Below are 26,237 nucleotides of genomic sequence, written 5' to 3'. Positions count from 1 at the left end.
TTGCGAATGGTTCCGCACAGATCATTCACTTCGAGTCATAATTGAGTACGAAAGGCAATTCAGACTCGACACGACACGACCACGAGAGGCCATCATGTCCCAGTCAACACTCCCTGTCCGCTCCACTGACCCGGAGACCTCCTACGCCGCCGCCGTGAAGGCCGCGCTCGGCGCATCCCGCGTCCGTCCCATCGTGCTCGACATCGTCCGCGAGAAGGGCCCGCTCACCCACGACGAGCTCATCGCCGCTTACCACGACCGCGTCGTCACCAGCCTCGGCGAGGTGCCGCGCTCCTCGGACTCCGGCATCCGCACCCGGCTCAAGGAGCTCGCCCACCAGGGCCTGGTGACCGTCGCCGACATCGACGGCTTCTCCAACTACGGCAATGCGGCCAAGCGCTGGGTCGTAGTCGACCCTGACGACCCGAGCTTCGTCTACGACCCGGACGCCATCGCTGCCTACATCGACGACGAGGACATCGTCGGCTTCGGGCACTTCCTTGACGGCGACGCCTCCGACGCTGCCGGGACCGACGAGGACTGAGGCCCCATGCCGAGGAAGAAGAACCAGCGGGAGAAGGCCGTCGAGCAGTACCTGCTCACGCAGTGCCGCCGGCACGGTCTGTTCTGCCTGAAGTTCGTGTCCCCGGCCCGCGGAGGCGTCCCCGACCGAATCGTCCTCACGCCCACCGGCACGGTCTTCGTCGAGGTCAAGCGACCCGGCGGAGACCTCGAGAAGCGCCAGCGCGTCATGCACGCCAAGATGCGCCGTTTCGGTGCCGAGATCCACGTCGTGGATGACGAGCAGGCCGTCGACGCCTTCATCACCCACGTGCTCGGTTACCGCCGGATCGAGAGCCAGCAGAAAGCAGCATCATGACCGCAACAGCCACCGCCGCGGGCCCGGAGACAGCCGCCCGCGACTACGAAACGAAAGACTCGGGATCACGCAGGGTCACCGCCTCCGGCATGCAGCGCGAGGTGAAGACAGGCCAGCCCCGCTTCGACCTGCTCGTACCGCTTCAGGTGCCCTACCAGGACCAGCTGCTCACAAGGACGGCCGCGCTCGTGGAGCGTGGAGCGCGCAAGTACGACTCGCGCGACTGGGAGCAGGCCAGCACTGCCGCAGAGATGGAGGAGTTCCGCGCCAGCGCCTTCCGCCACTTCATGCAGTGGATGTGCGGCGAAGACGATGAGGACCACGCGGCTGCCGTGGTGTTCAACCTCCTGGCCGCGGAAAGCACCCGGACGGTGATCGCCCGCGGTGACGCCGGAACCCCGGAGGCCGCCCGATGAGCGGCCGCGTCACCAAGGGCAACGGCCAGGCCACCTCGGCCTTCCGCCAGCTCACCCGGGCCGACCTGGGCACCTTCGATCGCGAGGCCACGGAGCTCGTGCTCGAAGCGATGCGGGCCGGCTGCGTTGGGCGTGTCTCGTCCCGGGGCCACGCCATCCTGCGCAACAATGCCGGCGGATCCGTCTCGGTGCCGCGCAACATGACCTCACCCAACCGCACGGCGCAGAACGCCCGTGCCGACTTGAAACGGCTGCTCGGCGGGCACCGGGCCGATCATGCAGTATCCGCCGCAGACCGCAGGCCACGCGGGAAACGGCAGATGACCGTCGCGGTGGCCTTCGTGGAGCACCCAGCCGCCTTCTCCCGCTGGTTCGACGCCCAGCCCGAGGGCCTGCCTGCGGACCAGCTCATCGAGGTCTCGTTCGACGGGGCCGGGGAGCCGGCCTTCCAGGCCGTGCCCGTCGACGCGCCCGCACAGCCCGATGCACCGGAACAAGACCAGCCGGAGCCCGCGACGGCCCGGCCCACCCGCCGCCGGGGACACCTGATGATCGCGCCCGAGCCCGGGCAGGAAGCAGAGGACGACATGACCGCCGAGGCCAAGGAAGATTTGCCGTTTGCGACGCCCATACCCGATGCGGCCGTCGGAGATGCCTCTGCCGAAGCGGTGCTTGAGCGCGTACGCACCGCGCTGGGTGAGGACCCGCGTGTCACCGCCCTGCAGCGCAGGATCGTCGGGCTGGAGGCAGAGCTCGCCGCCCAGACACGCCGGGCCGATGACGCCGAGGTCCGCCTGGGCCTTATCCGCGAGGCATTCCATGCCTGATCCCGACTACCGACAACCCACGAGAGGAGGCCGCACACCATGACCACGACCATCGCACCACCGCAGCCGTCACCCGCGCCCATCGTGCTCAAGCCCTACCAGCAGCAGATCCACGACTTCCTCGTCAGCCGCCCCTTCGCCGGAGCCTGGCTTGGTGTCGGAGCCGGGAAGACGCTTTCGACCCTCAGCGTCCTGCAGACAGTCCGGCCGATGGGCCACATCCTCGTCGTCGCACCGATCGCGATCGCTCGCTCGACCTGGCTCGACGAGATCGACAAATGGGGATTCCCGATCCGAACCAAGTCGCTCATCGTCAACGAGAACGACCGGAAGCTGCCCAAGGAGAAGCGACTGGAACGCTTTCGGGAAGTCTTCTCCGACCCGCCGACGATGTACTTCGTCAATCAGGAGTTGCTGACCCAGCCCTCCCAGGGTGCGCGTCTGCTCCAGCTGACCGGCGACCCCACCGGCGATGCCATCGCCGCCGGGATCTCACCGGAGGCCGTGCGGCTGCGCGGGCTCATCGAGACGATCGGACCAATGGCCCAGGAGCAGCTGATCGGACACTTCCTGCAGCTGGCTGCCGGGCAGTCCGGAACCAAAGCCCCCACCAAGACCGCGGTCAAGGAGGCGATCAGCGAGCTCGTCACCCGCGGCGCGCTGGAGCGCGAGAGCCACGACTGTCGCAGCTGCGGCGGCGACGGCTGCGCGCAGTGCCGCTACGGCCTGGTCGACCAGATGCCGATCCAGTCCATCAACGGACAGGACACCCTCATCTGGCCGTTTCAGACGGTGATCATCGACGAGTCGCAGGGCTTCAAGTCCCACAGCAGCGCCCGGTTCAAGGCCTTGAAAGCGGTCCGCCCGGCCATCACGCGGCTCATCGAGCTGACCGGCACGCCGAGCCCGAACGGGCTGCACGACCTGTGGAGCCAGATCTACCTGCTCGACCAGGGCGAGGCCCTGGGCCGGACCATCACGGAGTTCCGCAACCGGTGGTTCATCCCGAAGATGGTGCCTGGCACCACCACCCCGGCGAAGTGGATCCCGACCCCGAACGCCGAGGCCGAGATCCATGAGGCCATCAGGCACCTGGTGATGAGCGCGCAGAACACCAACCTCAACCTGCCGGGCCTGACGATCCAGGACGCCAACGTCACCCTCCCGCCGGACCTCATGCAGGCCTACAAGGAGTTCAGGCGCGACCTCGTGCTCGACGTCGTGAAGACCTACCAGGACGAGGACGGCAAGCTCACCCAGAGCGTTGAGTCGATCGTCGCCGAGAACCAGGCGGTCCTCACCAGCAAACTGATGCAGTTCGCCTCGGGGACGCTCTACACGGCCGACCCGGAGGACCCGGCGACCAAGGGCCAGTACGAGGTTATCCACGACAAGAAGCTCGAAATGGCCGAGTATCTGGTGCGCAACAGCGGGGGAGACCCCGTGCTGGTCGCGTACCACTTCCGCTCTGACCTGGAGCAGCTGATGGCGCGCTTCAAGAAGGCGGGCATCGACGCGCAGGTCTTTGACGGCTCGCGGGAGATGGTCCGCCGGTGGAACGCCAAGCAGATCCAGGTGATGCTGCTGCACCCCGCGGCGGCCGGCCACGGCCTGAACCTGCAGGACGGCGGCTCGACGATGATCTGGTACACGCTGCCGTTCTCGCTCGAGCACTACCTGCAGACCAACGGCCGTCTCTACCGCACGGGGCAGACCAAGCCCGTGGTGATCCACCGGATTATCACCAAGGGCACTCAGGACGAGCGGATGCCCGGAGTCCTGGCAGAGAAGCAGCAGGTCCAGGACGACCTCATCTCGGCTGTGTCCGGCGAGGAGGCGATCCTCGTCGCCCTCGAGGAGGAGATCCAGGACGACCTCAACGACCTGTGGGTCTCCGAACGGGTCTGACCAACCCATTGCGACGCCGCGGAGCGCCAGCCACACGCCGGCGCTCCGCGGCGCACCACCCCGACCCCAGTGCCACCCGGCCCGAGGAGGACTGATCCATGAATGACCCGAAGCACCAGGCCTGGCCCGACGGAGCGCGCGTGCGCTTCACCGCCGAGGCCAGGGAAGCCATGCAGGCGCGGCCCGGAACGAAGCCGCTGCGCGCACCGGCCCTCGGGCCGAACACGGACTACACGATCGACAACACCGACGATGGCCTGCACGACGTCGTGCTGCGCGAGACCGGGGAACGCTACGGCGTGCTCTGGCTCCAGAGCGCAGAGCACGAACCCGTCGACCCCGACGTCGCGCTGCTCGAGGAGCTCTTCGACCGCGAGCTGCCGGCCAGCTTCGACCCCGCCCGGGGGACAAGGAGCGTCACTCGCCATCACGGAGCAGGGATGGCCACAGCCGGAGCCCGGCCCGCCACGACCGTAGTTCCGCGCGGCAACTGGATGCAGACCTACACGGGTCGCCGGTTCTACCCGCTGGACCCGCGGCCCGAGGACGTGGACATCGCCGACATCGCACACGCGCTGTCCATGCAGTGCCGCTACAACGGCCACGTCCGCCGGTTCATGTCCGTCGCCGAGCACTGCGTACTCCTCTCGCGACTCGTCGCCCCGGAGCATGCGCTCTGGGCGTTGCTGCACGACGCGACAGAGGCATACGTGGGCGACATGGTCCGCCCGCTGAAGCTTCACATGCCGGAGTACCGGGCCGTCGAGGACGGCGTCATGGTCGCCATCGCCCAGAAGTTCAGCATCGACCCCGCCATGCCCGCCGAGGTGAAGCACGCCGACTCGCGGATCCTGCTCGACGAGCGCGCGGCGCTGCTGGGCGAGCCGGCGGGGGACTGGGAGGTTCCAGGTCAGCCCTTCGGGATCGAGATCCAGGCCTGGAGCCCGGATGCTGCCGAGCTCGAGTACCGCCTGCGCTTCGCCGAGCTGACTGGAGACCCGGCCGGTCTGCCCGTCGGGCTGTGCGGAGACCGGGAGGACCACCTGCCCCACACCCACCGCAGCGCCTCGCTTGGCGGGCTCTGGTGCTCCGCTGACCAGGACTCCCGCCTCCCCTGGGCCGCCGAACGTCGGCAGACCCAACCCGGAAACGCAGGAGAACAGCCCCATGGCTGAGACCAGGATGACCGGGACGGAACGCATCGCAGCTGGTTCATGACCGACCGGTGACCGGCACCCTGCGGGTGCTGGTCACCGGAGGGCACAGCGTCGGGGTCGGCAGGGCCGACCCGGGTGCCGGGGCAGTGATGTCGGGGGTCGGGTCCCGGCCCGGTCCCCTCTCATTGCCACGACACCACAACGAGAAGGAGCGAGTCCCATGGCTGAGCAGCCCATCTACCGGCTCCCGCCTGCGGGCTGGTCGGACTTCGGCGCACACATAGACCAGCCGGAGGTCCGCCTCGAGTTCTCGGCCGAGACCGGCGAGGACGGGATGCCGCTCTGGGAGCGGCCCATCGACATCCGTCACGACGACCAGGAGGTCTCGCCATGAAGGCGTACAGCACGCAGACCGAACGCACCTACGATTCCTGGGAGGACCTGGTGGCCGAGGAGGCCAACGGCTACGGCGTCGTGGTGATGATGCAGGCCGAGAGCCTGAAGTCCGCCAGCCCCCAGACCTACTCGCACCTGATTGGGCCGTTCGACGACCAGAAGAAGGCCCGGAACAAGGCCGCAGCCGTTCGCCGCGCCTGGAAACGCGCCAAGGACCGCGACCCCCGTATCCAGCTGCTGCGCGTCTCGGTCGAGCCCATCTGGCCCGACCTGCGCTTCGGCACCAGGAACTGAGACCTAATTCCGCAACCAGCGCCACGGGCGCGCTGTCGGGGCCGACGCTCCGCAGACCATCAACGACACGACCGACGAGGACATCCGCCATGACCATGACGACCACCGCCCGCCCCGCACCTCCACGCCTGCAGGACCCGCTCGACGCCGTGATGCGCAGCTGCCTGCGCGATGACGCAGTCTGGGCCGAGGTCACCACCACGCCGGCCGGCCTCAACCAAACCGAGCACTGGCTGAAGACCACCGCCTCAAGCATCGACCAGCAGCTCTCATTCCGCCAGGACGACGCCGAGATCTGGCGGCTGTCCCCGCTGGATCACAGCACACAGCTGATCGAGTTCCTTGAGTGGCGCAAGGGCGCGCTCTACCTCAAGAGCCTCTGCGAGAAGCGCCTCATCGACATCAAGCGCCTGCGGACCGCCGACGAGGAGCGCGCCGAGGAGATGAAGGTCCTGCTGGTCCGCCTGGCGCAAGCCGTCGTCGCCCACGAGGGCGAGCTGATCGGAGACGGGGACCTGTACGGAGCCCTCGACCGGATCTCGCTTCCCGGCGCGGACGCGCCGACCCTGCGGGAGTACCTCCAGTTCCGCGACGGCTCGAAGGACTGACCCAGACCACACGACCGCAGCCTCGCCGCGGCCGGGTCCCTGTGGGACGGCGGCGCGACGGGGCTCCTCGATCCCGGGCCAAGCGGCCCGGCGGAAAGAACCGCATGACGCCCCAGACCACCACGATCACCACGACCACCACGACCACCGCAGAAGAGCTCGTCCCTGAGATCGAGCAGACCCTGCTCGATTCGCGGGCGGACCGTGCCCTGCACGAACGCCGTGGGGTGCACGAGCACTCCGAGCAGACGGAGCTGAGCGACCACGAGCGCACCGTGATGCTCGACGTCACCCTGGCGCTGCTCATCCGGCATCGGCTGCACATCGACGCCGACCGCGCCGCGAAGGCGGTGGCCGCCGCGCAGACCGCCGATGCCCGCACGTGGGCGGCTGGCTGCGCCCGCCACATCGCCCGCGTGGCGGAGGAGAAGAACCCATGAGCCGAAAGCGCAGGCAGCACTACTCCACCGAGGGCTTCCGGCCGTCGGCGAATCCCGAACAGGCGCACTGGATGCGGGAACTCCGCAAGTCCAGTGCGACGCAGCGGCACACCCCCAAGCCCCGCAAGGGCACCCGCCGCGAGCGGGAGCGACAGGCGATCCGCGACCAGCAGCGACACCGAGGAGACCACCCATGACCGACAACAACCGAGGGCCCGCAACCGGAATCGCGCTCGACGCAGAGTCACTGCGTGCCGAGCTGCGGGAGGCCCCGGAGGCCCACGGCCTCGATCCGGAGCAGGCGGCGGAGATCGCAGCGCTCCCGGACGGACAGATCAACAGCTGGATACACGAGCTCGCCGCGCGCGACGACGCCTTCTGGGCGCTTTACGACGGGCTCCGCCGGCGCACCATCGCCCATCTCGCCGAGATGCACAGCACAGCCAAGGACGTGAAGCCGTGAACGCGCCCCTGCCCGACTGGTGGGTCGACGCGACGCCGGACGGCAAGCGCGCCAAGCACCCCGGCAAGCACGAGGTCTACGTCTACGGCCAGCAGCGCGCAGACGGCATGGCGTGCATCGGGTGCAGCTGGCAGCACAGCACGGTCATGTCGACACCAGCAGCCATCGCCCGGCACGACGCCGACCAACACCTCGAGCACGACCACGGGCTCTGGGTGCCCATCGATCGCGGCCCCCTCGCGGGCACCTGCCCGTGCGGGAAGCCCGGGCTGTACGCCGACTCAGTGCTGCGGACCAAGGTCCGCGCAGTCCTCCAGCAGGCGCAGCCGTGGAGCCCGACACCGGACCAGCTGGCGGACCTGCTCGTCGGCGCGCTCGTGCCCGACCACGGCATCCTCGTGGCCTTTACAGCCGAGCAGCAGACCGAGTCCGACTGGGAGCTGGGCTACAGCGCCTCGTACACCGACCTCGCTGCCCCCGAGGTGCTCGGCCACCGCCTGAGCGAGCGGGAGCTCGCCGAGCTGTACTTCCAGATCGAGGCCATGGGTGGACTCGGCGAGTCCGAGGCCTACCGCGACCTGGACAAGGCCGTCGAGCGCCTCGGCGAGGAACCCGCCCGGCAGCTGCGCGAGCGTGTGGCCCAGCCCGGGCTGTTCGACCTGGAGCCCGACGTCTGAGAGCCAGGGCCTCCACACCACAACGACCCCCAGCAGGGGAGAGAAGGAAACCAAGTCCCATGACCCCCACCACGATCGGCGACCTGCCCCGGACCGCCCACACCGCGCCGAAAATCACCATCTACGGGCCGGCGGAGTGCCCCAACTGCGACAAGGCCAAGAGCCTGTTCGATCGGCAGCAGCCCGCGATGCAGTACACCAAAATCGACATCGAGCAGGGCGATGAAAACCACCGCCACATCACCGAAGACCTCGGATATGCCCAGGCACCCGTGATCGTCGTCAAGCTGGCCTCCGGCCGCACCGTCCACTGGGGCGGGCACCGCCAGGACATGCTCACCGCCCTCGTCCGGCTGTGCACCAAGGGCATCGTCCCGGAGGACCGGAAGGCGGCGTCCTGATGGCAGCGGCGCAGCAGCGCCTCGGCCTCAGCATCACCGCCCGGCAGGCCGACATCCTGCTCGATACGCTCGTCGACAAATCCGTCGAGACGGACCACTACCTGCTGTCCTATCCCAAGGACGAACCCGACAAGACCGACACCTGCTGCGACGCGCACCTGGCCCGGTTCGAGCAGCGCGCACTCCAGCGCAAGGCGCTGCTCGAACGGAAAGCAGAGGTACAGCACCTCATCGCGCTCATCGAGGCGATCCGGCCGGCGTTCGAGGCCTCCGAGTCCTCCCCGGTAAGCACCATGGCCGTGGACCTGTCCGGCGTGACGCTCGTCTACCGGGACACGGCAGGCAAGACGCACGAGCAGCCGCTGGCCGACATCGGATCCGCCGGGACCCTCATCGACCCCGACACCGGAGACGACCTCGAGCTCATCGCCGCGCTGGTCGCAGCAGACCCCACCCGAACCAAAACCCAGGGAGCAACCCCATGAGCCTGCACATCGACAGCCTTGCCGACCTCGTCCGCGGAGCTGTGTCCGGCGGCGACACCACCCGGGAAGACTTCGAGCGTGCGCTCGACCAGGTCTTCCCCCGGGATCAGCTCGACCCGTTTGAGGGCACCGGCAGCGAGGAGTACCTCGTCGGATGGACGATCGACCAGGATGCTGCATCGCCCGCTGAGGCCGCCAGCAAGGTCTGGCGGGAGGTCTTCCAGCGCGGACCATGGCAGCCCAGTGCTGACGAGGGCTGCGTCTTCACGGTCTCTCGTGAGGGCCAGCGTGTCGAGATTGACCTCAGCGACGAACACTTCGCGCACCTTTTCAGTGACTAAAAGGAACAGCGGGAGCAGCGCGCGGCGCAGCCGCCCCGGAGTACAGGACGGAAGCCTCGGGCACAGAGCCCCGGAGGAATGGGATCCTCCGGGGCTCTGTGCCCGCACACCCCGAGAACGAAGTACCGACACACGCACGACAACTTCTAGGAGGAGCCACGGTGCACGCACAGCAGAACACCCGCCTCCCGGCCGCACCGTCATGAGCGGCGAGGACCCCGACGAGAAGTGGCGCAGGGATGCCCTGTGCGCAGAAACAGACCCCGACGCGTTCTTCCCGGAGAAGGGCGGCAACACCACCGACGCCAAGAAGGTTTGTGCCCAGTGCGGGGTGCGCGCACAGTGCCTGGATTACGCGTTGAGCGCCGACGAGCGCTTCGGCATCTGGGGCGGACTCAGCACCGCCGAACGCGACCGCCTTATCAAGACTTCACCGGTGGCACACCGTAGCGCCGCCCAGGCGCAAAAGCAGGAACGCGACACCCTCATCGTCGCGATGGCCGGCAGAGGGATCGACCCCCGGACCATCGCCGACATGGCCGAGGTCACCGACCGCACCGTCTACCGGGTGCTCGCCCGGCACAAGGAGCGGGAGGACGCCGTCTCCGCCTGAGCGCAGCACCGTCAATTGAAAGGACCGCCATGCCACTGTTCCCGCGCCGCTTCAGGCAGCAGAACCTGCTGCCCGGGGACGCCTATCCCCCTGAACGGACTACAGGCGCGCCCATGCCGGCCAGGAAACGCGCCGCCATTGACCGCAAGCTCCACCGGATGGTGAAACAGCATCGGCTCCCGGCCGAGCCGGGAGAGTACTTCGACGCAACGGGCGACCGCTGGACGCTCGACGCCCAAGGCGGCTGGACCGACGCCGGCGGCGTACACCGCGACGCCCGGTACGCGCCGATCATCGCCTTGTTCGTCCACAACTCCGGCCCGTTCACGCGCATCGAGAGCTGATGGCCACCCCCGCCGCAAAAGGAGCAACCATGCACCCCCGCATCGAAGACAGCCACCTCGACCCCGGACTCCTGCCGACCGTCAATCCACAGCAGCGCACCGACACCCAGCTCGTCGAGCCGGTGCTCCGGGCCATCCACGCCGCCGTCGCGGACTGCAGCGTGACCGCCGCCCAGGTCTTCGCCGGCCGGATCCACACGCGCAAGAACGAGGAGTGCACGACAGCGTTCGGCCGGCCGCCCAGCGTCGGTCACGCATCTGACGGTGACGACTTCTACTTGCAGATCAGCGTCCGGGTGCCCTCGTACGCAGCCGCACCGGTGCTCGAAGCGATCCACGCCGTCGAGGCCATGTCGGACGCGCAGGCGCTGCGCGAGGCGCGTGCCCGGCTCGCCGAGGCCAGGGCGCGCACCGCCGCGGCACAGAGCGAAGAAGCCCGGGTCGAGGCCGAGATCGCCCGCCTCGAACCAAACAAGGAGTAGACCATGAGTGCCATCCAACCCCTGGCCGCCCGCATGCGGCCCACCTCCCTCGACCAGATCGTGGGCCAGGAGCACCTGGTCTTTCCCGGCTCGCCGCTCGAGCTGCTCGCCCAGGGCGAGGGTGCGACCTCGGTCCTGCTCTGGGGTCCGCCCGGCGTCGGCAAGACCACCATCGCCTCGGTGATCGCCCGCCAAACCAGCCGCCGCTTCGTCGAGCTCTCTGCGACCAGCGCCGGCGTAGCCGATGTCCGCAAAACGCTCGCCGGAGCCCAGAAGGCCCTCGACGACGACCTCCAGACGCTCGTTTTCATTGACGAGATCCACCGCTTCTCCAAGGCGCAGCAGGACGTCCTCCTGCCCGCCGTGGAGGCCGGGGTCATCTCGCTCATCGGCGCGACCACCGAGAACCCGAGCTTCTCGGTCAACTCGGCACTGGTCTCGCGCTCAATCCTGCTGGTCCTACGCCCTGTGGAGGACGGCGAGGTCGTGAACCTGCTCTCGCGTGCCCTAGAGGAGGACCCGGTCCTCTCAGCCACCGGGATCGGGTTCGCCGACCCCGCGCTGCAGATCATTGCAGGGCTGTCCAGCGGCGACGTCCGCCAGGCGCTGAACCGGCTGGAGACCGCTGTCGCAACTGCGCAGGCCGCAGGCAAGAGCGTCGTCGACCGCGAGGTGCTGGAGCAGGTCACCGGCGCTGCGCTGCAGCGTTACGACCGCGATGGCGACCAGCACTACGACGTCGTCAGCGCATTCATCAAGAGCATGAGAGGCAGCGACCCGGATGCGGCCCTGCACTGGCTGGCCCGGATGATCGAGGCGGGGGAGGACCCGAGGTTCATCGCACGGCGCTTGGTGGTGCACGCCTCCGAGGACGTCGGCATGGCCGACCCCTCGGTGCTGGGCATCGCAGTGGCCGCCGCCCAGGCAGTCCAGCTGATCGGTATGCCCGAGGCGCGGCTCAACCTCGCTCAGGCAACGGTCGCAATCGCCACGGCCCCCAAGTCGCCGGCCGTCATCCGCGGCATCGACCAAGCGCTGGAAGACGTCCGGCGCGGCCGGACCGGGAGCGTGCCAGTGCACCTGCGCGACGCGCACTACCCGGGCGCGAAGGGCCTCGGGCATGGAGAAGGCTACTTCTACCCTCACGACTTCGAACACGGAGTTGTCTTGCAGCAATATCTACCCGATGCCGTCCGCGGCACACAGTATTACCGTCCTACCGGCAATGGCTTCGAACAAACCATCGCCAGACGGTTGGCTGCGATCGATCAGATGACCGTGGAGGACAGGAACCCCCTCGACTAGATCGCGGACCAGAGGTAGAACCGTGACCGCATCATCCTGGATCGTCGCTGCATGGAAAATCACCAGCAAAGTCGTCGGCTTCCACAAGACCTACGAGAGGGGATGAGCATGATCAACGACAACACTGAACGCGCGAGGCAGACCCCGGAGTCCGACAAGCCCAGGACTGTGGACGACCGACTCTCAGCAGATCTTGGTATCGACGTCGCCGCCGTCGAAGCGCAGGCACGGTTGCATCTCGACCTGCTGCGCATGCAGCGCCGCGAGCCCGGCGAACTAGGCTACGTGCTCATCGACCGGGAGTTCCATCCCCGCACAGCTGTCGTCTTCGCATCTCCCACAGAAGCCCGCAGCGCGCTGGAAGGCCACCCTTTGATCGATGCCCTCTGTGAGGAGGACAGCGTCGATGCACGGGTCCCGGATCCGGCCGTTCTCTCCGACCTCGCCTCCCGCGAAGTCATTTTGCCCTGATCGCACGGAATCGCGAAGGAATGGAAACATGCCCAACACCGGTATCTTCACCCAATCAGCAGCTTCAGTCCTGCAGGACGTCGAAGAGTTCTACTTCGGTGGCGCGCTTCCCTGGTACCACGGGAGCAAGCTGACAGAGGACGGCTTGCACGTGAGCATCACACTTGACGATCCAGAGTCTGATGACGAGTCCAAGACCAAGGACTACGAGCTGTCGGCCGCCCAAATCAAGGAAGCCTTTCGAAAGGCCAAGCAGAAGGGGTACCACCTCTGCTGCTCTGCCGCCATCGAGTCCGAACAGCTCGGATTCGGCTGCGTCCAAGACCTTGACATCATCCTTCAGACCGCTTGCTACGGCGAGCTGGTCTTCGGCTGACGCCGCACCGGCTCGACTTCACCAGTGGAACTACTTCCACTAGGATGCAATCTCAGAGCTGCCCAGTGGACACGGACCCCGGCACAGCCGTCCTTGCTCCTTCGTGAAACCACCCTGCTCACCCTCACTTCGCCGACCTCGACCGATAGGCTCCGATCACATGAACGACCAGGAAGTGCGCCGCGGCGCAGGTATCTACAGCAAGCCGGTGCTGGGCTTCTACGACCTGCTCGTCGTGAAGTTCTCCAATTCGCTGGCCTGGCGATGCCCCAGCCAGCTCATGCTAGACCAGTACAACCGTTGCATCGGCACCCGCCATCTCGATGTCGGTCCCGGCACTGGTTGGTACCTCGCCAATGCCGACCTCCCCGAATCTGCTGAGATCACACTCATGGACCTCAACGAAAACAGCGTGGAGCACGCAGCGTCCAGACTCGGCCACACCCACGTAAGCACCAGAGGTGTGACCGCGAACGTCCTCGAACCGATCCCCGAGGCTCTCGGCCAATTCGATTCCATCGCGGCGAACTACGTCTTCCACTGCGTTCCCGGCTCCTGGGCGGACAAGGGCGTAGCTTTCAAACACCTAGGGGAGCGGCTCGCTGCTGACGGTGTGCTGTTCGGCAGTACCATCCTGGGCAGTGGCGTGAGCCACAACCTCATCGGCCGCGGCTTCATGGCCCTGTACAACCGCCTGGGCATCTTTCACAACCGCGAAGACGACGCCGCAGGACTTGAGGCTGCACTGCGGCGAAGCTTCGACCAAGTGAAGGTCGACGTCATCGGTACCGTGGCGGTGTTCAGTGCACGAAACCCGTTGCGAAACGGCGGGGCAGGTGGACTCGACTAAAAGTCGAGCCTGATGACTGCATCCCGCCCTTCAGCCCCAGACCTGACTCCGGTGGCGGTGATGCGCACATTCTGCACGGAACCGTCGACCCGGCGAAGCGCCAGACCCATCGATTGAGAACGAGCGGTATCCCTCGCCGCAGCCGCGATGAACCTGTGCAACTCACCTGAAGCGTCAATGGCAAATTCACCAAGGCCGCCGACATACCCGAAGTCTTCCCGACGCCACGATGGCGACGTCATAAGAACATCCAGCGTTGCAGAGTCGACGACGGCCATCGGTTCCTTGGCCAGGGCCATGACTCCGCGAAGCACGTCGTCCACCCGCCCCGCATTGGCGTCTTGCTCGAAGGCCATATCGTGAAAAGTCTCCGGGGCCTCGTAACTGAAGCCCTGCAGATAGATCTTGTCGTGATCGGGCTCGATCGGCGGAATCACGCCGACCAGGCGCATGTGCCGGCGGTCCTGTGAAGCCGTGCCGTAACCTGTGACGATGTTGTAGGTCAGGCACCGGACCTTGCCCGTTACGCCCATCAGCCCGTCCTGGATGCCGTCGCGGATGAGGCTGTTCACGCGCATCCGGTCGGACTGGTCGATGAGCTCGCTCGCCCATTCCCCGGCTTCCCAATAGCCACTGCGCTGCTGGGCGACGCTTGTGTCGACGTTATAGATACGAAACAGGTTCCGGTCCCAGTACGTGCGCCGGCGCAGTGTTGGTTGACCGTCGGCGTCACGCTCGATCTCCCATTCCCAGCCACCGACCAGCGGTGGTTCCGGAAGCGGATCAGCCGCTTTGGCCACGCCGGCGAGGACACCGATCACCGTGGAGGTACGTGGAGAGAAGACGGGCCGTACCTCAACTGCCCACTGCTCGTCCGCATGGGGGACTGTCTCGGAAATTACATTGCCACTGCGCATCACCTGGGCGATGCGGTTCTCATCAAGTAGAAGACGCCTGGGAATTGCACGCGTGGGCTTCCGAGCGGAGACCGGACCACAGGGCTTATCGTCCACCAGAACCAGCTGCTTGCCGTCGCTTCCGCAGAAAAGGCTCCAGGAACCTACATCCAGCTGGACCTGCATGATCAAATACCGCCTGAGACCTGCACAGTGGCCCCCGACATGTAGGTATTCTCCGCGGTGTGTATGATCGCCGAAGCGACTTCATCTGCCGTCCCGAACCGACCCAGCGGGATTCCTTCCAGCATTGCCATCCGTGCCTCCTCAGCAACATCAGCCATCATGTCCGTATCAGTTGCGCCGGGAGCAACGACGTTCACCCGGATGTTCCGGGCTGCGTACTCCCTGGCCATCGATCGTGCAAACGCTTCCAATGCCCCCTTGGATGCAGTGTAATTGCACTGGCCGACAACGCCGTACTTCACGGACATGGATGAAACCAGCACGATCGATCCGCCGCGCTGCCGCAGCATCGGCCCCAGGGCCGCCTTGCAGGCCAGCATCGGCCCGATCGCATTGACCTGCATGACCTCGCTCAGGTCCTCCTCGCTCATCCGCATGAGCAGCTTGTCGCGGGTGATCCCTGCTGCGACGACGAGCACATCCAGACCACCCAGGTCGGCGGCAGCCGCCTTGACGCCAGCTGCGATCGAATTACCGTCACGCACATCCATCTCGAGGGGGAGCACCCCCTCGGGCACGGTCCCCCCGGTACGATGCGTACCCGCCGTCCGGTAGCCGGCGGAGAGCAGGGCTCGAGCCGTGGCCGCCCCGATCCCACGGGTTGCACCGATCACCAGGGCAGTTCTCCCCATGTCGCTCATTTTTTTCTTACCCTCCCAGGTTGTAAAGTTGTGACACGGAACTTTACTGGACTTGTACCCCTTCGTTGACAAACGACAGGCGGTGTCCGCTCTTCTCGCTATTTTGAGGAACGCTGATGCCTGCCTTCATTCCATCCGCTGCGACCGCCAATACGCCTCGGAACGGCCAGCCCCGTCACCCCCTGTTCGCCCGACTGATGCGCAAAGGCGCTGCCAAGGTCGGTCCCACCAGCTGCACCCCGAAGCCCGCTCAGCTCGACCTCTTCGACTGGCCGAACGAGTTGAGCCTCGAAGCACTCGGGAAAGCCATCGCCTCAGCTTGCGGCCTCGAGATCGTGATACGGCCCATCCCGGATGAGATGCGCCATCATGAGGTCAGCGGCCTCACCACTGTGATCGGACGAGTGGCCCACGTCTTCTACGACCCTGAGCTCCCGCCCCTCAACATTGAGCAGACAATCCTCCACGAGTTCGCCCATATCCTGCACGGCGACGTCCGGGCCGACACCGACTGCACCCATCTGCGCAGCATGTTCGACGATCCGGTGGAGAAGCGCGCCGAGACCACCGGCATGCGGCTGATGGATGCTCTGCACCGGAAGCGGCGGGCATCGGAAGAACGCAGCGAGGTCCTCGCCTTCCTGTCCGGATCAAACGAGGACGGTGAGATCTGATGACTGAGATCATCATTGTCGGTATCACCATGGGCCTGATCATCATCGTCTCTGCCCTGTATCAAGGACGCCGACGCCGGGTTAACCTTCTCAGGGTCACCTGTGCCGCCCTCTTCGTGGCCACGGTCTGCCGTGGCGTGGAGCCGCCCTTAGACGGACCTGCCGTCGACCTCCTCAAGCGCCTTGCCATCCTGACCGCCCAGGTATCCGTGGCGCTGCTCATCCTCACGTTCCGCGCGACTCCGCTTTCACGACGTGCAACCCGGTTCATCTACCTCTTCGCCGGGATCATCGCCCTGGGCGAGGCCGTGCTGGTCTGGTTCATCCCCGTCCATGCCGACGGCACCATCTACGACCGGGTCGACATCGACGCCGCCCTTGCCCGCGGCCAGGCCTGGGCGCTGATCTCCTACAACTTCCTGTACCTCTCTGCATTCGCCGCGGCAACTGCCGTAGTTGCCGTCGGCTGTTGGCGGACCATGACGCAGAAGAACCAACCCTTCTCCGCCCGCCTTCCGGTTGCATTCGTCTTTACGGGGGCCATCGGATCTGCCCTGTTCATCGGCTCATCACTCCTGGACCTCTTTGGCAGTCCGGTCGTCGGCGGAACTGAACTGAGGACACAACTCCTCGTCACCGTTGTCAGCTTCTTCTTCCTGGGACTCGCAACAGGGGTCATCCGCCGCATCAGCATAGAAACGCAGGTGAGGCTCGCGCTCCGCCTCGCGCACGAGGTCGTCGTACCTCTGTGGCGAACGACCACCACTCTTCATCCCGACGTAAAGCTTCCGCCCGAAGACAGGCAGGGATTCGATCAGCTGATGACGCTCTCAAGGCTCACCATCGAAACCCACGACGCGCTCAGACTCATCCGCGAGGACCACGACCCCGCACTGGAACCCCTGCACAGGCAGCACCCCGAGGATCCGCACCTGTCGGCGGGGCTGGTGCGCCATCTCAGCGGCGAGAACGCCGTTCCCAGCCTCGGGTGGTTCACACTCGCCCTGAGCCGGCTCCGCACGCTCAAGCTGAAAGACGACGAAACCCTGGCCGCCTCTGTGCAGAGCCTCTACGAGATCCGAGTGGCGATGAGTGCCATGAATGGGACGGACGGGCGATGACCGGGAACGGAACGAAAATCCGCATCCCCGCTGCCGGCGATCCTGCGACCCGGGTCGCCCGGATCCTCAGTGACGTGTTCGCGCCCGCTGTGTCCGTATTCCTCATCTGCGTCCTCTGTGGCGTCACAGGCCACCCGCATACATGGGTTGGTCTCGGAAGGGGCATCCTGATCGGCTCTTTCTGCGCAGTGATCCCGACAGCAACCATCCATGTCGCGGTGCGGCGCGAGCAGCTCACCGACCGACACGTCACCCGGCGCGATCAACGCTGGTGGGTCTTCCTGGTCTGCGTGGCGTCTGTGCTTGGAGGCATGGCAACGGCGGTGCTGCTGGACGCACCGCCCACGCTGCTGTGGATCCTGCCGACGATGGTTGCCGGGCTCGTCCTTGCCGGGGGAGTGACCCTCCTGGGACCGAAAGTCTCCATGCACGCGTTCTGCTTCACCTCCCTCGTCGTCCTCGCGGCGATGCTGCTCTCGCCCTGGTGGCTGCTCGCCCTCCCAACCCTGCTGCCCGTGGTCGCCTTCGCCCGGCTGAAGCTAAAGCACCACACACGCCTCGAGCTCACACTCGGATCCGGCCTGGCGGCCGCCGTGATGCTCGGAGCCAGTGCGTACATGCCCACGGCCGGCTAGGACTGCCCGCTGCTCCGGCGCAACCGGAAATGTGCCGATGCCACCGCATTGGAAGATCTTCCACTAGTATGAAGGTGTCGTCGCGTGCACCGTTCGCCTCGATGACTTCATGTCTGAAATCACGAGGAGGATCCAGCTCCGTGACCATCGCCCAGCGACTAGAACGCTTGTTCGCGGAGACGGCGGGACCACACGGTCGCCCCGTCACCCTGCAGGAAATCGTCCAGAGAATGGAGCAGCGCGGCATCTCCTCGATGTCGCTCAGCTACCTGCAGCAACTGCGCAAGGGGGAGGCCCACAATCCCCGCCTGCAGCACCTCCGAGCCCTGGCCGACGCCTTCGACGTCCCCCTGTCCTACTTCCTGGAGGAGAACGAGCCAGACAGCGCCACCGAGCAGGAACTGACCCCGCAGGAGCGCACCATCGCCCTGCGTGTGCACGGGCTCAGCGACGGCGCACTGGCCAGCATCCGGGCCATTGTGGAACTGGCGCGCAAGAGCGAGCAGCTCGACGACCCTCCCAAGAGCCCTGATTCCGCTCAAGACTGATCCCGCCGCGGGGTCCCACCACCCTGCGGACGTCTTCCTCGTGCCGGCGTTTGGTATTTGAGTGGAATCTTTTCCACTCCTGTGGCAGGATGGGAACCACAGCCCGGCGATTCCGTACATCGTGATGTCCCGCCGGACTAAGGTGATCACGCCCGTGAAGGAGCATCAGATGGTCGATATGCAGCCCCCCTCCGACGAGTTCCGCGGATTCGACGAGGCCCGGTCGATCATGTGGTGCTACGAAGCCCGCTCACGCACCTATGCCCGTCTGAGCCAGACGGACTTTCTCGCCAACGACGCCGTGGCCGCCGTGCATGTCGAGAACACCTCCCGCGCCGACCGCGTCTTTCTCGCCGCCTTCGACCGCTCCGGCGGGCTGCTGTTCGGCGACACGCTTTACATCGACGACCCGACACAGCGGCTCGACGTCACACCCGAGTTCGACCACGACTTCACCGGTATGACCGTCGCCGCTGGCTCCGAACTTGAGGAAGCCGTCGAACGCGAGAACGGCTGGGTGGTCAACCTGGATGCCCTGCGCGACTACGACCCGCTGGAGGACCGCCGGACCACGCAGCGCGCGGTGCTCCTGGCGCACCTCGGAGACATGATGGCCAGCGGCCAGGCCCGGGGTTTCCTGTTTGACAAGCACGACGCTGCCGAGGATCCCGGTGAGGCCGACACCGACGCCGCCTGAGAGCGACGCAACACTTCTTCTGGCGTTCGATCGACCCCGCCCGGCTTCGGCCGAGGCGGGGTCTTTTGCGTCCCGGGGGAACCGGTGGAAAGACCGTGGACCGGCTCACGCCGGTCCCGGGGGTCGTTCCGTGGTGGTCGCAGCCGCGCGGTGCGCGGCGCGGCCACCGTTACCGAATCGTCTGTTCTTGAGAGCCTCGACCTACAGGAGTAGCCCATGACCGTCCCTCTCCCCGCAGCCCAGCTGCCAGTCAAGTACGAGCGGCTGCGTGAAACCCATCGAGCCGGTCAGACCATTTACGAAGTCCCTGGATCAGGACTGTACCGGGTTCTCGAGCTCAACCACGGCGAATACACCGTCGAAACGCTCACACAACTTGGGTGGACGACCCTTATCAAGCTCGATGAGCAGGATAAAGCCTCCACAGTCCTTGAGGCCATGCAGATCTGGCTCGACATCCAGACGCCTGCCCGCAACGTCCGGCAGGAAGAAGAGAGCGAAGGCGATGACTGATGCAAGCGCCGCCATCAAGGATGCCGCCGAAGAAGCCGCCAATAGCGTCATCAGCGCCCACGGTATCACCGTAGACGACGACGAAAGCTGCTTCGAGGCACTCTGCTGGGCATTGGGTGCGGACGTGCCCTACGAAAAAGGCCTTCTCCAGTTTGCCCAGGCAATTGTCGACGGCTTTGATCTGAACGGACTCGTCGAGGCGAAGATCGAGCTGCTCGGCGAGTACAAGCTCGACTATCCCCAGGACTACGAGCCAGACGACGTCACCCGCATGCAGGAAGAGCTGCTGCGGCTGCGGTCGCTGCAGCAGATGCTTGCAGGACCCGCCGTCTGACCGTTTCCGGACACAGCAAGAGGCCCGAACAGCGCTGAAGGTCAGCGTTGTCCGGGCCCCAGGCCTGCTCTCACGCCGTGGGCGGAATGAGCAGAGAAGCGCCGGCATAGATGAGATTCGGATCCTGGATCCGGTTCTCCTCGACCAGGGTCCCGATCGGCACTCCGGTCTCCGCCGAGATCTCCGTGAGGGTGTCACCCCACTGGATCACGTAAACCCGCGGCTGAGGCTTCGGCTCGGGGAGCTGTGCCGGCTTGTCCTCGTCACCCTTGCCCGACGCCGAGGTGCCCGAACCCTGACCGTCCGTGGACCCCCCGTCGCCGGCCTTGTCCTCGAAGGCGTCCGGGACCCCGTTGCGGTCCCGGTCCGGCAGGGTCACCGTCACGGTGCCCTCCTCGTGCTGGGAAGCTGCCGCCGCATTGCTCGCCGGGCTCCGGTCAGCAGTGAGGAGCTGCGTCGCGCCCCAGCCTGCGAACAACAGCGCCCCGCCGGCCATCAGCCCAGCCGCCAGTACCGGTCCACCGCCATACCCGAGAGGCCCCAGCCGGTCCCTCCGCTGCACCGCCACCCGGGCCGGTGGAGCCGCATCAGCGACCTTCTCCTCGGGCCTGTGCATCGTATCCGTCATCCCTGTCCCTCTCTATCCTGCTCGCCATTTCCGACCATTCGAGTCCTCATGCACATTCTACTCGTAGTCCAGTGCATCTTGATAGAATAGGAGAAGGAATAGACGAGTTATAGATCAGTCCGACAGGCCGCCACGAACCATCGAATCACTCAACAGAAGGAACCCGCCACCATGGCCAACTACGCCATCTCCGCCAACCAGCTCACCGAAGGCACCAGCGTCTTCATCCGCGGCAAGCTCGCCTTCGCCCGGCTGACGAGCCTCATCGAGGGTGCCGCCCTCGCCGCCAGCGACCAGCGCAAGGTCCAGAACGGCATGAGCCCCGTGGGCAAGCCGCACACCACGGCGACGATCACCGAGGCCGAGGTGCAGTTCGCCGACCCGGCGAACCCCACGGTCGAGGAGCAGTTCGTCTCCGAGCGCCGCTACACCTCGAAGAAGAACCCAGCCTCGGGCGCGAACTACTCGATCGACTCCAAGGGCACGAACCTGCCGATCATCGCGATCCCGTCCGAGAAGGGCGATGGCACCTACGACCAGGACACCTCCGGCCAGGAGCTGGCACAGGGACTGGACGTGACGCTCGTGCTGCGCGTCTACAAGCCGAAGAACTTCGCCAACCGCGGCCTGTCCCTCGACCAGGTGATCGTGCACGAGACCCCGCGCTACTACAACGCCGGCGGCGTCGCCAGTGGCGAGCTCGCGGCCCGCGGCATCGTCTTCAACACCCCGCCCCGCGCGGTCCAGGCCCAGCCGGGCACGGATTCCGCCGTCGGCAACGGCGAGGAGCCGGTCGCCACCGAGGTCGAGGACGGCTTGTCCTTCCCGGCCCCGCAGCCCGCCGTCGCGGCTCCAGTCGCGGCACCGACTCCGGCCCAGGTGCACACGCAGGTCGCCACCGCACCGGTCGCGGTGCTTCCGGAAGCTCCCGCGGCTCCGGTTCCCGCCCCGGTCCCCGCGGTGCAGCCGCAGCAGGAGACGCCCGAGCAGAAGCTCGCCCGCCTCGAGCGTGAGAACGCCGAGTTGAAGAATGCGGGCTCGGCCGTGGGTGCTCCCGCCGGCCAGGGCCCGTGGGGCGGTTCCGGCGATGCCCAGCAGGCCGGAATCACCTACCAGGGCTGATCCAAGGCCGATCCGACCGACCGAACCCCCAGACGAGACCCCCGTGCAGGCATCCACGCCGTACGGGGGTCTCGTCTTTCAGAGCCGCGGTGCAACGCGGCTCTGTTTTCATCCGCTCCCGACAAGAAGGCATTGATGTGACCGCCGTCGATCCCCGCGCGATCTTCCCCAGCTTCTACGACAACCCCGCGATCCGCGCCCTGGCGACCGCCTGCCGCTGGACCATCTCAGGAAGGCTCGGCGAGCTCGACGACGAAGACACCGGCCGCAAGGCACCTATTGACGTCCGGCACCTGCTCGACGGCTGCAATGCGGGCTGCCGCCATGCAGGCCCCCTGCGCGGAGCGTTCGCCCTGGACGCGACCTGCCTGCTCACCCTCGACCAACTCGCCGACACACTGCCGAACGCGGCGAACGCGGCGTTCTACCTGCAGGCACCCTCGGACGGCCTGGTGGTAATCGACGTGGAACCCGGCTGCCCGGCAGACGTGGCCGCCGAGATTCTGCGCCTGCCCGGAATCCTGTACTCGGAGCTGTCGATGTCGGGCCGGGGCTTCCACCTGGTCGCCCCGCTACCCGCCAACCTCCACGATTTCCCGATTGCCGCTGACAAGCGCGTCCTGCGCGAGGAACACGGCTGGTACGAGATCCTCCTGGACCACTGGTGCACCTTCACCCGCAATCCGGTGCCGCAGCGCATCGTCGAACACGTTGCAGCACGGCCGTCCTCGGGCCGGTTCTCCTCGGTAGAGGATCTGTACGCGGAGCTGGCAGCGAAAGCCAAGCCGAGCATCAGCATCCCCTCGACCGCTGTCGGCACCGACGGCGAAATGCCCGACATCCCGTACGCCGAGGCCATCGTCGAGCAGACACTGGCCGGCTCCCGCGACCGGCTGAAGACACCCGAGGACTTCGACAACGACCGCTCCCGCTGGGAGTTCTCGGTGCTCGGCGTGCTCTACACCGGCATGCAGCTGCCGTTGCGCACCTACCGGTCCTTCGGCGCGCAGTTCTCTTCCGGTGACGAGGCCTGGCTGCTGTACAAGACCTCACTTGCGGTCATCGAACCGCGGCCCAAGCACGCCCAGATGCGTAACGGCAGGCCCTTCCTGCTGGACCGTGCTGCGGCTCTCGTAGCGGCACGGGAGGCCACCGCCGAAGCGGGGTGACCTCCCGGGTTGCCCATCGGTTTGGCGGTGGAACAAAGACTGGATCGGGCGGAGCCCGATCGGGGATGGAGAGGCGGTGGGCTTCTGAGCCCGACCGCCCCGTCGCCGGGCCTTGTGGCCCTGCTTCCGACATGTCCTGTACGGCTCTCAGCCCTGCCGTGGGTCCGTCTCCCCGTCTCACCTGCTCACAGCTCACCCACGACCAGAAAGACATTCCCATGAAGTTCAACGACACCCTGACGACCCTGATCCAGCAGTCCCTCGAGGTCGGGGCCACGCCCGCACTCATGGGCGAGCCCGGCATCGGCAAGTCCTCCTTCGTCGAGGCCCTCGCCTACTCGATGGGTACCAAGGCCTTCGTTCTGCCCTGCAACCAGCTCGCCGACAAGGCCGACCTCACCGGCGCGCGCCTGGTGCCCTACGAAAAGAGCGACGGGACACAGTCCTACAAGCAGGTTTTCTACCCGCACCAGGTCATCCAGGAGTGCATCGACTACGCGCTGGAGAATCCGCGCGAGTGGCCGATCCTCTTCCTCGATGAGATCAACCGCACGACCTCCGACGTGACCTCTGGCGCGCTCACCCTGGTGACCCTGCGACGCATGGGCCACATCGAACTGCCGGAGAACGTCCGCCTCGTCGTGGCGGGCAACGACAAGGGCAACGTCACGACCCTCGATGAGGCCTCGCTCTCGCGCTTCGCGATCTTCCACGTCGAGCCCGACGCAGCGACCCTGATGTCCGTCCTCGGCGACGCGCTGAACCCCTGGGTGAAGAAGGTCCTCACCCAGCACCCCGGACTCATCTTCCAGAAGTCGACGCCGAACGCCATCGTGGCCGACGGCCGCGACGACGACGATGACGACGGCAACGTCACCATGGCCGAGCTCTTCGACGGCGGCGAGGAGATGAACCAGCTCACCACGCCGCGCACCATCGACCACCTCTCACGGTGGCTGAACAAGGTCGACCGCCAGGAACTGGCGAGCCACCTCGCGACCCCGGTCCACATTGGCAGCCGCGAAACCTCACTGCTCAACGAGGCCATCGAGGCATTCACCGGCGACACCATGTTCACCACCCAGCTCGTGGCGGTCATCGCCGAAGACCTTGCCTCGAACTCGGGCGGCCCGGCACACAACCGCGTCAACGTGCCCAAGCCGAATTGCTACGCAACCCTCAAGTCCGCGGGCACGGTCACCGACCTCGCCGCGCAGATCTCGGGCCTGACCCAAAACGAGGTCTCCGGCTCGCTGCTCTACGCGATGAAGGAGAAGGAGGACAACTCCCGCCTCATCGAGCAGCTGGCCCAGGCGGCCGTCCAGATCGAACCGGAGCACACCCGTACCCTGTTCGAGCTGGTGACCACCGGGCAGTTCGACCGGCAGAACCTGGAGGCGTTCCTCGAGGTCGACTCGCCGATCGTGGCCGCGGTCAAGCCGTCCCTGTCGGCCTTCCTCTGAGCCGACCCGGCACCGGGCGGCGGGGGATGCCACCGGCTCCGTTCCGGAGCGTTCCCCGCCACCCCACGACACCCGTCGCCTCAGACTGCAATAGGAGACCACGATGACGATCACCGTCACGAACCAGAAGCCGGCGGTGCTCGACGCCCTGCACACGATCTCGTGCACGGGCGACTACGACCCCATGCCGGCCATCCAGAAGGTCCTGGTCGACCCGCTGCTGGAGCCGCTGAACCCCAGCGCTCCGACCAGCATCGTCGACGGCTCGGGCCACGACATCACCGGCGACGTCCTGGACATCGTCATGCGCTGCCTCGGCGAAACGATGGACCCGGCCGCTGAAAAGAACGCCAAGGAGCTGCTCGGACAGACCCTGGTCAGCTATGACCAGGGCACGCCCCTGCCGGTGGGTGAGCTGTTCGCCGTCCAGGCCGGGCAGCAAAACAAGTGGCCCGCGCCGTCAGCCCGGGTCCTGTACTCAGCCCAGAACGATGTCATCCCCGCGGCCAAGGGCCTGCTCGCCGGCTCGGCCGACGAAAGCGCCTTCTTCGCCTCCGTCGCCTACACCTACCACCCGAACACCCTCGGCTTCTGGTTCCAGTCCTCTGCCGCCTTCGACGGCTTCAAGATCTGGCTGAACCAGCAGGTGCAGGCGATGGCCGGCGCGAACGCCATGCCCGCAGACACCCTCCGGCTGCTGAACGACTTCGCGAACCTCTCGCTCAAGGGGCTGACCGAGTCGCTGCTTCTGCGCAAGGACGACTCCGACGGCAACGACGAGTTCTCCTTCGCCCGGCTGGTCATTCGCATGCTGATGACCTACGTCGACCAGCGGCGCAAGGCCGCCTCAACAGGCGCGGCTGCCCTCGACACCGGCATCATGCCGTTTACCGTCGGGGAGCTGTTCTGCCCGCGGTCGCTGGTCCTGGTCAACGTCGAGGCCCACGCCCGCGCCACCGCCGCGAAGGTAACGGGGGAGTGGAACCTCATCAACCAGTCCCTCGCCTCGCCCGTGAAAGTCGTCTCCAACGCCGCGCTGTCCAAGCTGACCTCGCTCCCGCGGGCAGCTGCCAGGGCCGCTGCCATGGGCGCACGGCAGCAGCCGGGCCAGCCCGGCTCGCGTTCGGCCCAGGTAAAGTTCCGCAAGGCCCCGCCCACGAGGCTGGACCTGTTCAAGGACATCACCCGGGTGCTCAAGCGCATGGGCAAGGTCAACAAGTCGCAAAACATCTACCGGACCACGAAGACGACCTTCCTCAAGGCCAACCGACGCAACCCGGACGACTTCAACAAGCCCGGCCGGATCACCTCGGTGCAGTACATGCCAGACCTGCACATCTACATCGACACCTCCGGATCGATCTCCGAGGAGAACTACCAGGAGGCGGTGCTGATGCTGATCAAGATCGCCAAGAAGCTCAACGTCAACCTGTATTTCAACTCGTTCAGCCACATGCTCTCCCAGGAAACGTTGCTGAAAGTAGAGAACAAGTCGACGCGGCAGATCTGGAATGAGTTCCGGAAAGTGCCCAAGGTCACCGGCGGCACGGAGTTCAAGCAGATCTGGGACTACATCAACGCCTCGCCAAAGCGCAAGCGCCAGCTGTCGCTGATGATCACCGACTTCGAGTGGCCTCCGCCGTCCAGGCGCGAGGAGCACCCGGCGAACCTCTACTACGCCCCGTGCTCGGCCATGGACTGGAAGTACATGGTCCGCTCCGCCGAGGCGTACGCGAACGGCATGCAGCACATCGACCCGAGCATCCGGCAGAAGCTGCTGGGCATGGTCCTCTGACCCTGCCCTCCAGCCATGGAG

37 protein-coding genes are annotated in these 26,237 nt (G+C 66.3%); 34 read left to right on the top strand and 3 right to left on the bottom strand.

The window, feature by feature from the left end; translation table 11 throughout:
- The first annotated feature begins 94 nt into the window (after nt 1–94).
- From ACPJW8_RS10810 to ACPJW8_RS10700, 23 genes are all read left to right on the top strand, one after another.
- A complete protein-coding gene (locus ACPJW8_RS10810) occupies nt 95–544 on the top strand; it encodes a hypothetical protein (protein ID WP_133830763.1) in 450 nt (149 codons plus the stop codon).
- A gap of 6 nt (nt 545–550) precedes the next feature.
- Nucleotides 551–880 (top strand): VRR-NUC domain-containing protein, encoded by a 330-nt coding sequence (locus ACPJW8_RS10805; protein WP_071416422.1) that lies wholly within the window; start codon nt 551–553, stop codon nt 878–880.
- Complete coding sequence (locus ACPJW8_RS10800; protein ID WP_056387550.1) at nt 877–1,296, top strand: dATP/dGTP diphosphohydrolase domain-containing protein; 420 nt, start codon at nt 877–879, stop codon at nt 1,294–1,296. Before ACPJW8_RS10805 ends, ACPJW8_RS10800 begins: the two co-directional genes overlap by 4 nt.
- The gene (locus tag ACPJW8_RS10795) at nt 1,293–2,123 is read left to right on the top strand and encodes a hypothetical protein (protein ID WP_330194180.1); all 831 of its coding nucleotides are present in this window, start codon (nt 1,293–1,295) and stop codon (nt 2,121–2,123) included. The genes ACPJW8_RS10800 and ACPJW8_RS10795 overlap by 4 nt, the downstream gene beginning before the upstream one ends.
- Before the next feature lie 39 nt (nt 2,124–2,162).
- Nucleotides 2,163–4,031 carry a DEAD/DEAH box helicase gene (locus ACPJW8_RS10790; RefSeq protein WP_056387546.1) on the top strand — a complete coding sequence of 623 codons (1,869 nt, stop codon included), beginning with the start codon at nt 2,163–2,165 and terminating at the stop codon, nt 4,029–4,031.
- A 98-nt stretch (nt 4,032–4,129) separates the two neighbouring features.
- Nucleotides 4,130–5,206, top strand: a complete 1,077-nt coding sequence (locus ACPJW8_RS10785; protein WP_071416426.1) for a hypothetical protein — start codon at nt 4,130–4,132, stop codon at nt 5,204–5,206.
- A gap of 202 nt (nt 5,207–5,408) precedes the next feature.
- The gene (locus ACPJW8_RS10780) at nt 5,409–5,582 is read left to right on the top strand and encodes a hypothetical protein (protein ID WP_156400143.1); all 174 of its coding nucleotides are present in this window, start codon (nt 5,409–5,411) and stop codon (nt 5,580–5,582) included.
- Nucleotides 5,579–5,878, top strand: coding sequence for a hypothetical protein (locus ACPJW8_RS10775; RefSeq protein WP_142938863.1), 300 nt, complete (start codon nt 5,579–5,581; stop codon nt 5,876–5,878). The genes ACPJW8_RS10780 and ACPJW8_RS10775 overlap by 4 nt, the downstream gene beginning before the upstream one ends.
- A gap of 89 nt (nt 5,879–5,967) precedes the next feature.
- On the top strand, nt 5,968–6,486 hold the full coding sequence (locus ACPJW8_RS10770) for a hypothetical protein (RefSeq protein WP_330194183.1): 519 nt from the start codon (nt 5,968–5,970) through the stop codon (nt 6,484–6,486).
- 104 nt (nt 6,487–6,590) lie between these two features.
- The gene (locus ACPJW8_RS10765) at nt 6,591–6,926 is read left to right on the top strand and encodes a hypothetical protein (protein ID WP_330194184.1); all 336 of its coding nucleotides are present in this window, start codon (nt 6,591–6,593) and stop codon (nt 6,924–6,926) included.
- Nucleotides 6,923–7,123 carry a hypothetical protein gene (locus tag ACPJW8_RS10760; protein ID WP_056387535.1) on the top strand — a complete coding sequence of 67 codons (201 nt, stop codon included), beginning with the start codon at nt 6,923–6,925 and terminating at the stop codon, nt 7,121–7,123. Before ACPJW8_RS10765 ends, ACPJW8_RS10760 begins: the two co-directional genes overlap by 4 nt.
- On the top strand, nt 7,120–7,389 hold the full coding sequence (locus tag ACPJW8_RS10755; protein ID WP_056387532.1) for a hypothetical protein: 270 nt from the start codon (nt 7,120–7,122) through the stop codon (nt 7,387–7,389). The genes ACPJW8_RS10760 and ACPJW8_RS10755 overlap by 4 nt, the downstream gene beginning before the upstream one ends.
- Nucleotides 7,386–8,066, top strand: coding sequence for a hypothetical protein (locus ACPJW8_RS10750; RefSeq protein ID WP_071416430.1), 681 nt, complete (start codon nt 7,386–7,388; stop codon nt 8,064–8,066). Before ACPJW8_RS10755 ends, ACPJW8_RS10750 begins: the two co-directional genes overlap by 4 nt.
- Before the next feature lie 59 nt (nt 8,067–8,125).
- Nucleotides 8,126–8,467: a glutaredoxin family protein gene (locus tag ACPJW8_RS10745; protein ID WP_056387525.1), complete on the top strand. Its 342-nt coding sequence runs from the start codon at nt 8,126–8,128 to the stop codon at nt 8,465–8,467.
- Nucleotides 8,422–8,952 (top strand): hypothetical protein, encoded by a 531-nt coding sequence (locus ACPJW8_RS10740; protein WP_330194186.1) that lies wholly within the window; start codon nt 8,422–8,424, stop codon nt 8,950–8,952. Before ACPJW8_RS10745 ends, ACPJW8_RS10740 begins: the two co-directional genes overlap by 46 nt.
- Nucleotides 8,949–9,293 (top strand): hypothetical protein, encoded by a 345-nt coding sequence (locus ACPJW8_RS10735; RefSeq protein WP_071416432.1) that lies wholly within the window; start codon nt 8,949–8,951, stop codon nt 9,291–9,293. The genes ACPJW8_RS10740 and ACPJW8_RS10735 overlap by 4 nt, the downstream gene beginning before the upstream one ends.
- A gap of 202 nt (nt 9,294–9,495) precedes the next feature.
- The gene (locus tag ACPJW8_RS10730; RefSeq protein WP_142133561.1) at nt 9,496–9,906 is read left to right on the top strand and encodes a WhiB family transcriptional regulator; all 411 of its coding nucleotides are present in this window, start codon (nt 9,496–9,498) and stop codon (nt 9,904–9,906) included.
- A gap of 29 nt (nt 9,907–9,935) precedes the next feature.
- Nucleotides 9,936–10,250 (top strand): hypothetical protein, encoded by a 315-nt coding sequence (locus ACPJW8_RS10725; RefSeq protein WP_142938868.1) that lies wholly within the window; start codon nt 9,936–9,938, stop codon nt 10,248–10,250.
- 29 nt (nt 10,251–10,279) lie between these two features.
- Complete coding sequence (locus tag ACPJW8_RS10720) at nt 10,280–10,732, top strand: hypothetical protein (protein WP_142938869.1); 453 nt, start codon at nt 10,280–10,282, stop codon at nt 10,730–10,732.
- 3 nt (nt 10,733–10,735) lie between these two features.
- Nucleotides 10,736–12,037 (top strand): replication-associated recombination protein A, encoded by a 1,302-nt coding sequence (locus ACPJW8_RS10715; RefSeq protein WP_133830753.1) that lies wholly within the window; start codon nt 10,736–10,738, stop codon nt 12,035–12,037.
- A 108-nt stretch (nt 12,038–12,145) separates the two neighbouring features.
- A complete protein-coding gene (locus tag ACPJW8_RS10710) occupies nt 12,146–12,508 on the top strand; it encodes a hypothetical protein (RefSeq protein ID WP_056387508.1) in 363 nt (120 codons plus the stop codon).
- A gap of 28 nt (nt 12,509–12,536) precedes the next feature.
- Nucleotides 12,537–12,884, top strand: a complete 348-nt coding sequence (locus tag ACPJW8_RS10705) for a hypothetical protein (RefSeq protein WP_330194188.1) — start codon at nt 12,537–12,539, stop codon at nt 12,882–12,884.
- A gap of 160 nt (nt 12,885–13,044) precedes the next feature.
- The gene (locus tag ACPJW8_RS10700) at nt 13,045–13,734 is read left to right on the top strand and encodes a class I SAM-dependent methyltransferase (protein WP_330194190.1); all 690 of its coding nucleotides are present in this window, start codon (nt 13,045–13,047) and stop codon (nt 13,732–13,734) included.
- Here ACPJW8_RS10700 and ACPJW8_RS10695 read toward each other — a convergent pair.
- Nucleotides 13,731–14,816 (bottom strand): hypothetical protein, encoded by a 1,086-nt coding sequence (locus ACPJW8_RS10695; protein ID WP_330194191.1) that lies wholly within the window; start codon nt 14,814–14,816, stop codon nt 13,731–13,733. The genes ACPJW8_RS10700 and ACPJW8_RS10695 overlap by 4 nt on opposite strands.
- 2 nt (nt 14,817–14,818) lie before the next feature.
- Nucleotides 14,819–15,517, bottom strand: coding sequence for an SDR family NAD(P)-dependent oxidoreductase (locus ACPJW8_RS10690; RefSeq protein ID WP_056387495.1), 699 nt, complete (start codon nt 15,515–15,517; stop codon nt 14,819–14,821).
- A 116-nt stretch (nt 15,518–15,633) separates the two neighbouring features.
- Here ACPJW8_RS10690 and ACPJW8_RS10685 point away from each other — a divergent pair, with 116 nt between their 5' ends.
- The 7 genes from ACPJW8_RS10685 to ACPJW8_RS10655 all read left to right on the top strand — a co-directional run bounded on the left by ACPJW8_RS10685 (nt 15,634) and on the right by ACPJW8_RS10655 (nt 20,039).
- Nucleotides 15,634–16,191, top strand: coding sequence for a hypothetical protein (locus tag ACPJW8_RS10685; protein ID WP_142938872.1), 558 nt, complete (start codon nt 15,634–15,636; stop codon nt 16,189–16,191).
- Nucleotides 16,191–17,312, top strand: a complete 1,122-nt coding sequence (locus tag ACPJW8_RS10680; protein WP_133830748.1) for a hypothetical protein — start codon at nt 16,191–16,193, stop codon at nt 17,310–17,312. The genes ACPJW8_RS10685 and ACPJW8_RS10680 overlap by 1 nt, the downstream gene beginning before the upstream one ends.
- Complete coding sequence (locus tag ACPJW8_RS10675) at nt 17,309–17,947, top strand: hypothetical protein (protein ID WP_330194193.1); 639 nt, start codon at nt 17,309–17,311, stop codon at nt 17,945–17,947. The genes ACPJW8_RS10680 and ACPJW8_RS10675 overlap by 4 nt, the downstream gene beginning before the upstream one ends.
- Nucleotides 17,948–18,087: 140 nt before the next feature.
- Entirely contained in the window at nt 18,088–18,495 is a 408-nt protein-coding gene (locus ACPJW8_RS10670) for a hypothetical protein (RefSeq protein ID WP_142938874.1), read from the top strand.
- Between the two features lie 178 nt (nt 18,496–18,673).
- Nucleotides 18,674–19,192, top strand: a complete 519-nt coding sequence (locus tag ACPJW8_RS10665) for a hypothetical protein (RefSeq protein ID WP_330194195.1) — start codon at nt 18,674–18,676, stop codon at nt 19,190–19,192.
- Between the two features lie 216 nt (nt 19,193–19,408).
- Nucleotides 19,409–19,705: a hypothetical protein gene (locus ACPJW8_RS10660; protein ID WP_330194196.1), complete on the top strand. Its 297-nt coding sequence runs from the start codon at nt 19,409–19,411 to the stop codon at nt 19,703–19,705.
- Nucleotides 19,698–20,039 (top strand): hypothetical protein, encoded by a 342-nt coding sequence (locus ACPJW8_RS10655; protein ID WP_142938877.1) that lies wholly within the window; start codon nt 19,698–19,700, stop codon nt 20,037–20,039. Before ACPJW8_RS10660 ends, ACPJW8_RS10655 begins: the two co-directional genes overlap by 8 nt.
- Before the next feature lie 70 nt (nt 20,040–20,109).
- Here ACPJW8_RS10655 and ACPJW8_RS10650 read toward each other — a convergent pair whose 3' ends face one another.
- Entirely contained in the window at nt 20,110–20,667 is a 558-nt protein-coding gene (locus tag ACPJW8_RS10650; RefSeq protein WP_202979322.1) for a LysM peptidoglycan-binding domain-containing protein, read from the bottom strand.
- 171 nt (nt 20,668–20,838) lie between these two features.
- Here ACPJW8_RS10650 and ACPJW8_RS10645 point away from each other — a divergent pair, with 171 nt between their 5' ends.
- The 4 genes from ACPJW8_RS10645 to ACPJW8_RS10630 all read left to right on the top strand — a co-directional run bounded on the left by ACPJW8_RS10645 (nt 20,839) and on the right by ACPJW8_RS10630 (nt 26,216).
- Nucleotides 20,839–21,789 carry a hypothetical protein gene (locus ACPJW8_RS10645; protein WP_330194200.1) on the top strand — a complete coding sequence of 317 codons (951 nt, stop codon included), beginning with the start codon at nt 20,839–20,841 and terminating at the stop codon, nt 21,787–21,789.
- 89 nt (nt 21,790–21,878) lie between these two features.
- A complete protein-coding gene (locus tag ACPJW8_RS10640) occupies nt 21,879–22,958 on the top strand; it encodes a hypothetical protein (RefSeq protein ID WP_330194201.1) in 1,080 nt (359 codons plus the stop codon).
- A gap of 131 nt (nt 22,959–23,089) precedes the next feature.
- A complete protein-coding gene (locus ACPJW8_RS10635) occupies nt 23,090–24,421 on the top strand; it encodes a MoxR family ATPase (RefSeq protein ID WP_330194202.1) in 1,332 nt (443 codons plus the stop codon).
- Nucleotides 24,422–24,524: 103 nt separating this feature from the next.
- Nucleotides 24,525–26,216, top strand: coding sequence for a hypothetical protein (locus ACPJW8_RS10630; RefSeq protein ID WP_330194203.1), 1,692 nt, complete (start codon nt 24,525–24,527; stop codon nt 26,214–26,216).
- The last annotated feature ends 21 nt before the right edge of the window (nt 26,217–26,237 follow it).

This window comes from Pseudarthrobacter sp. J47 (assembly GCF_049810315.1).
Taxonomy (GTDB): domain Bacteria; phylum Actinomycetota; class Actinomycetes; order Actinomycetales; family Micrococcaceae; genus Arthrobacter.
Note: the sequence above shows the minus strand (reverse complement) of the source record. Positions and strands in the feature narration are given on the sequence as shown.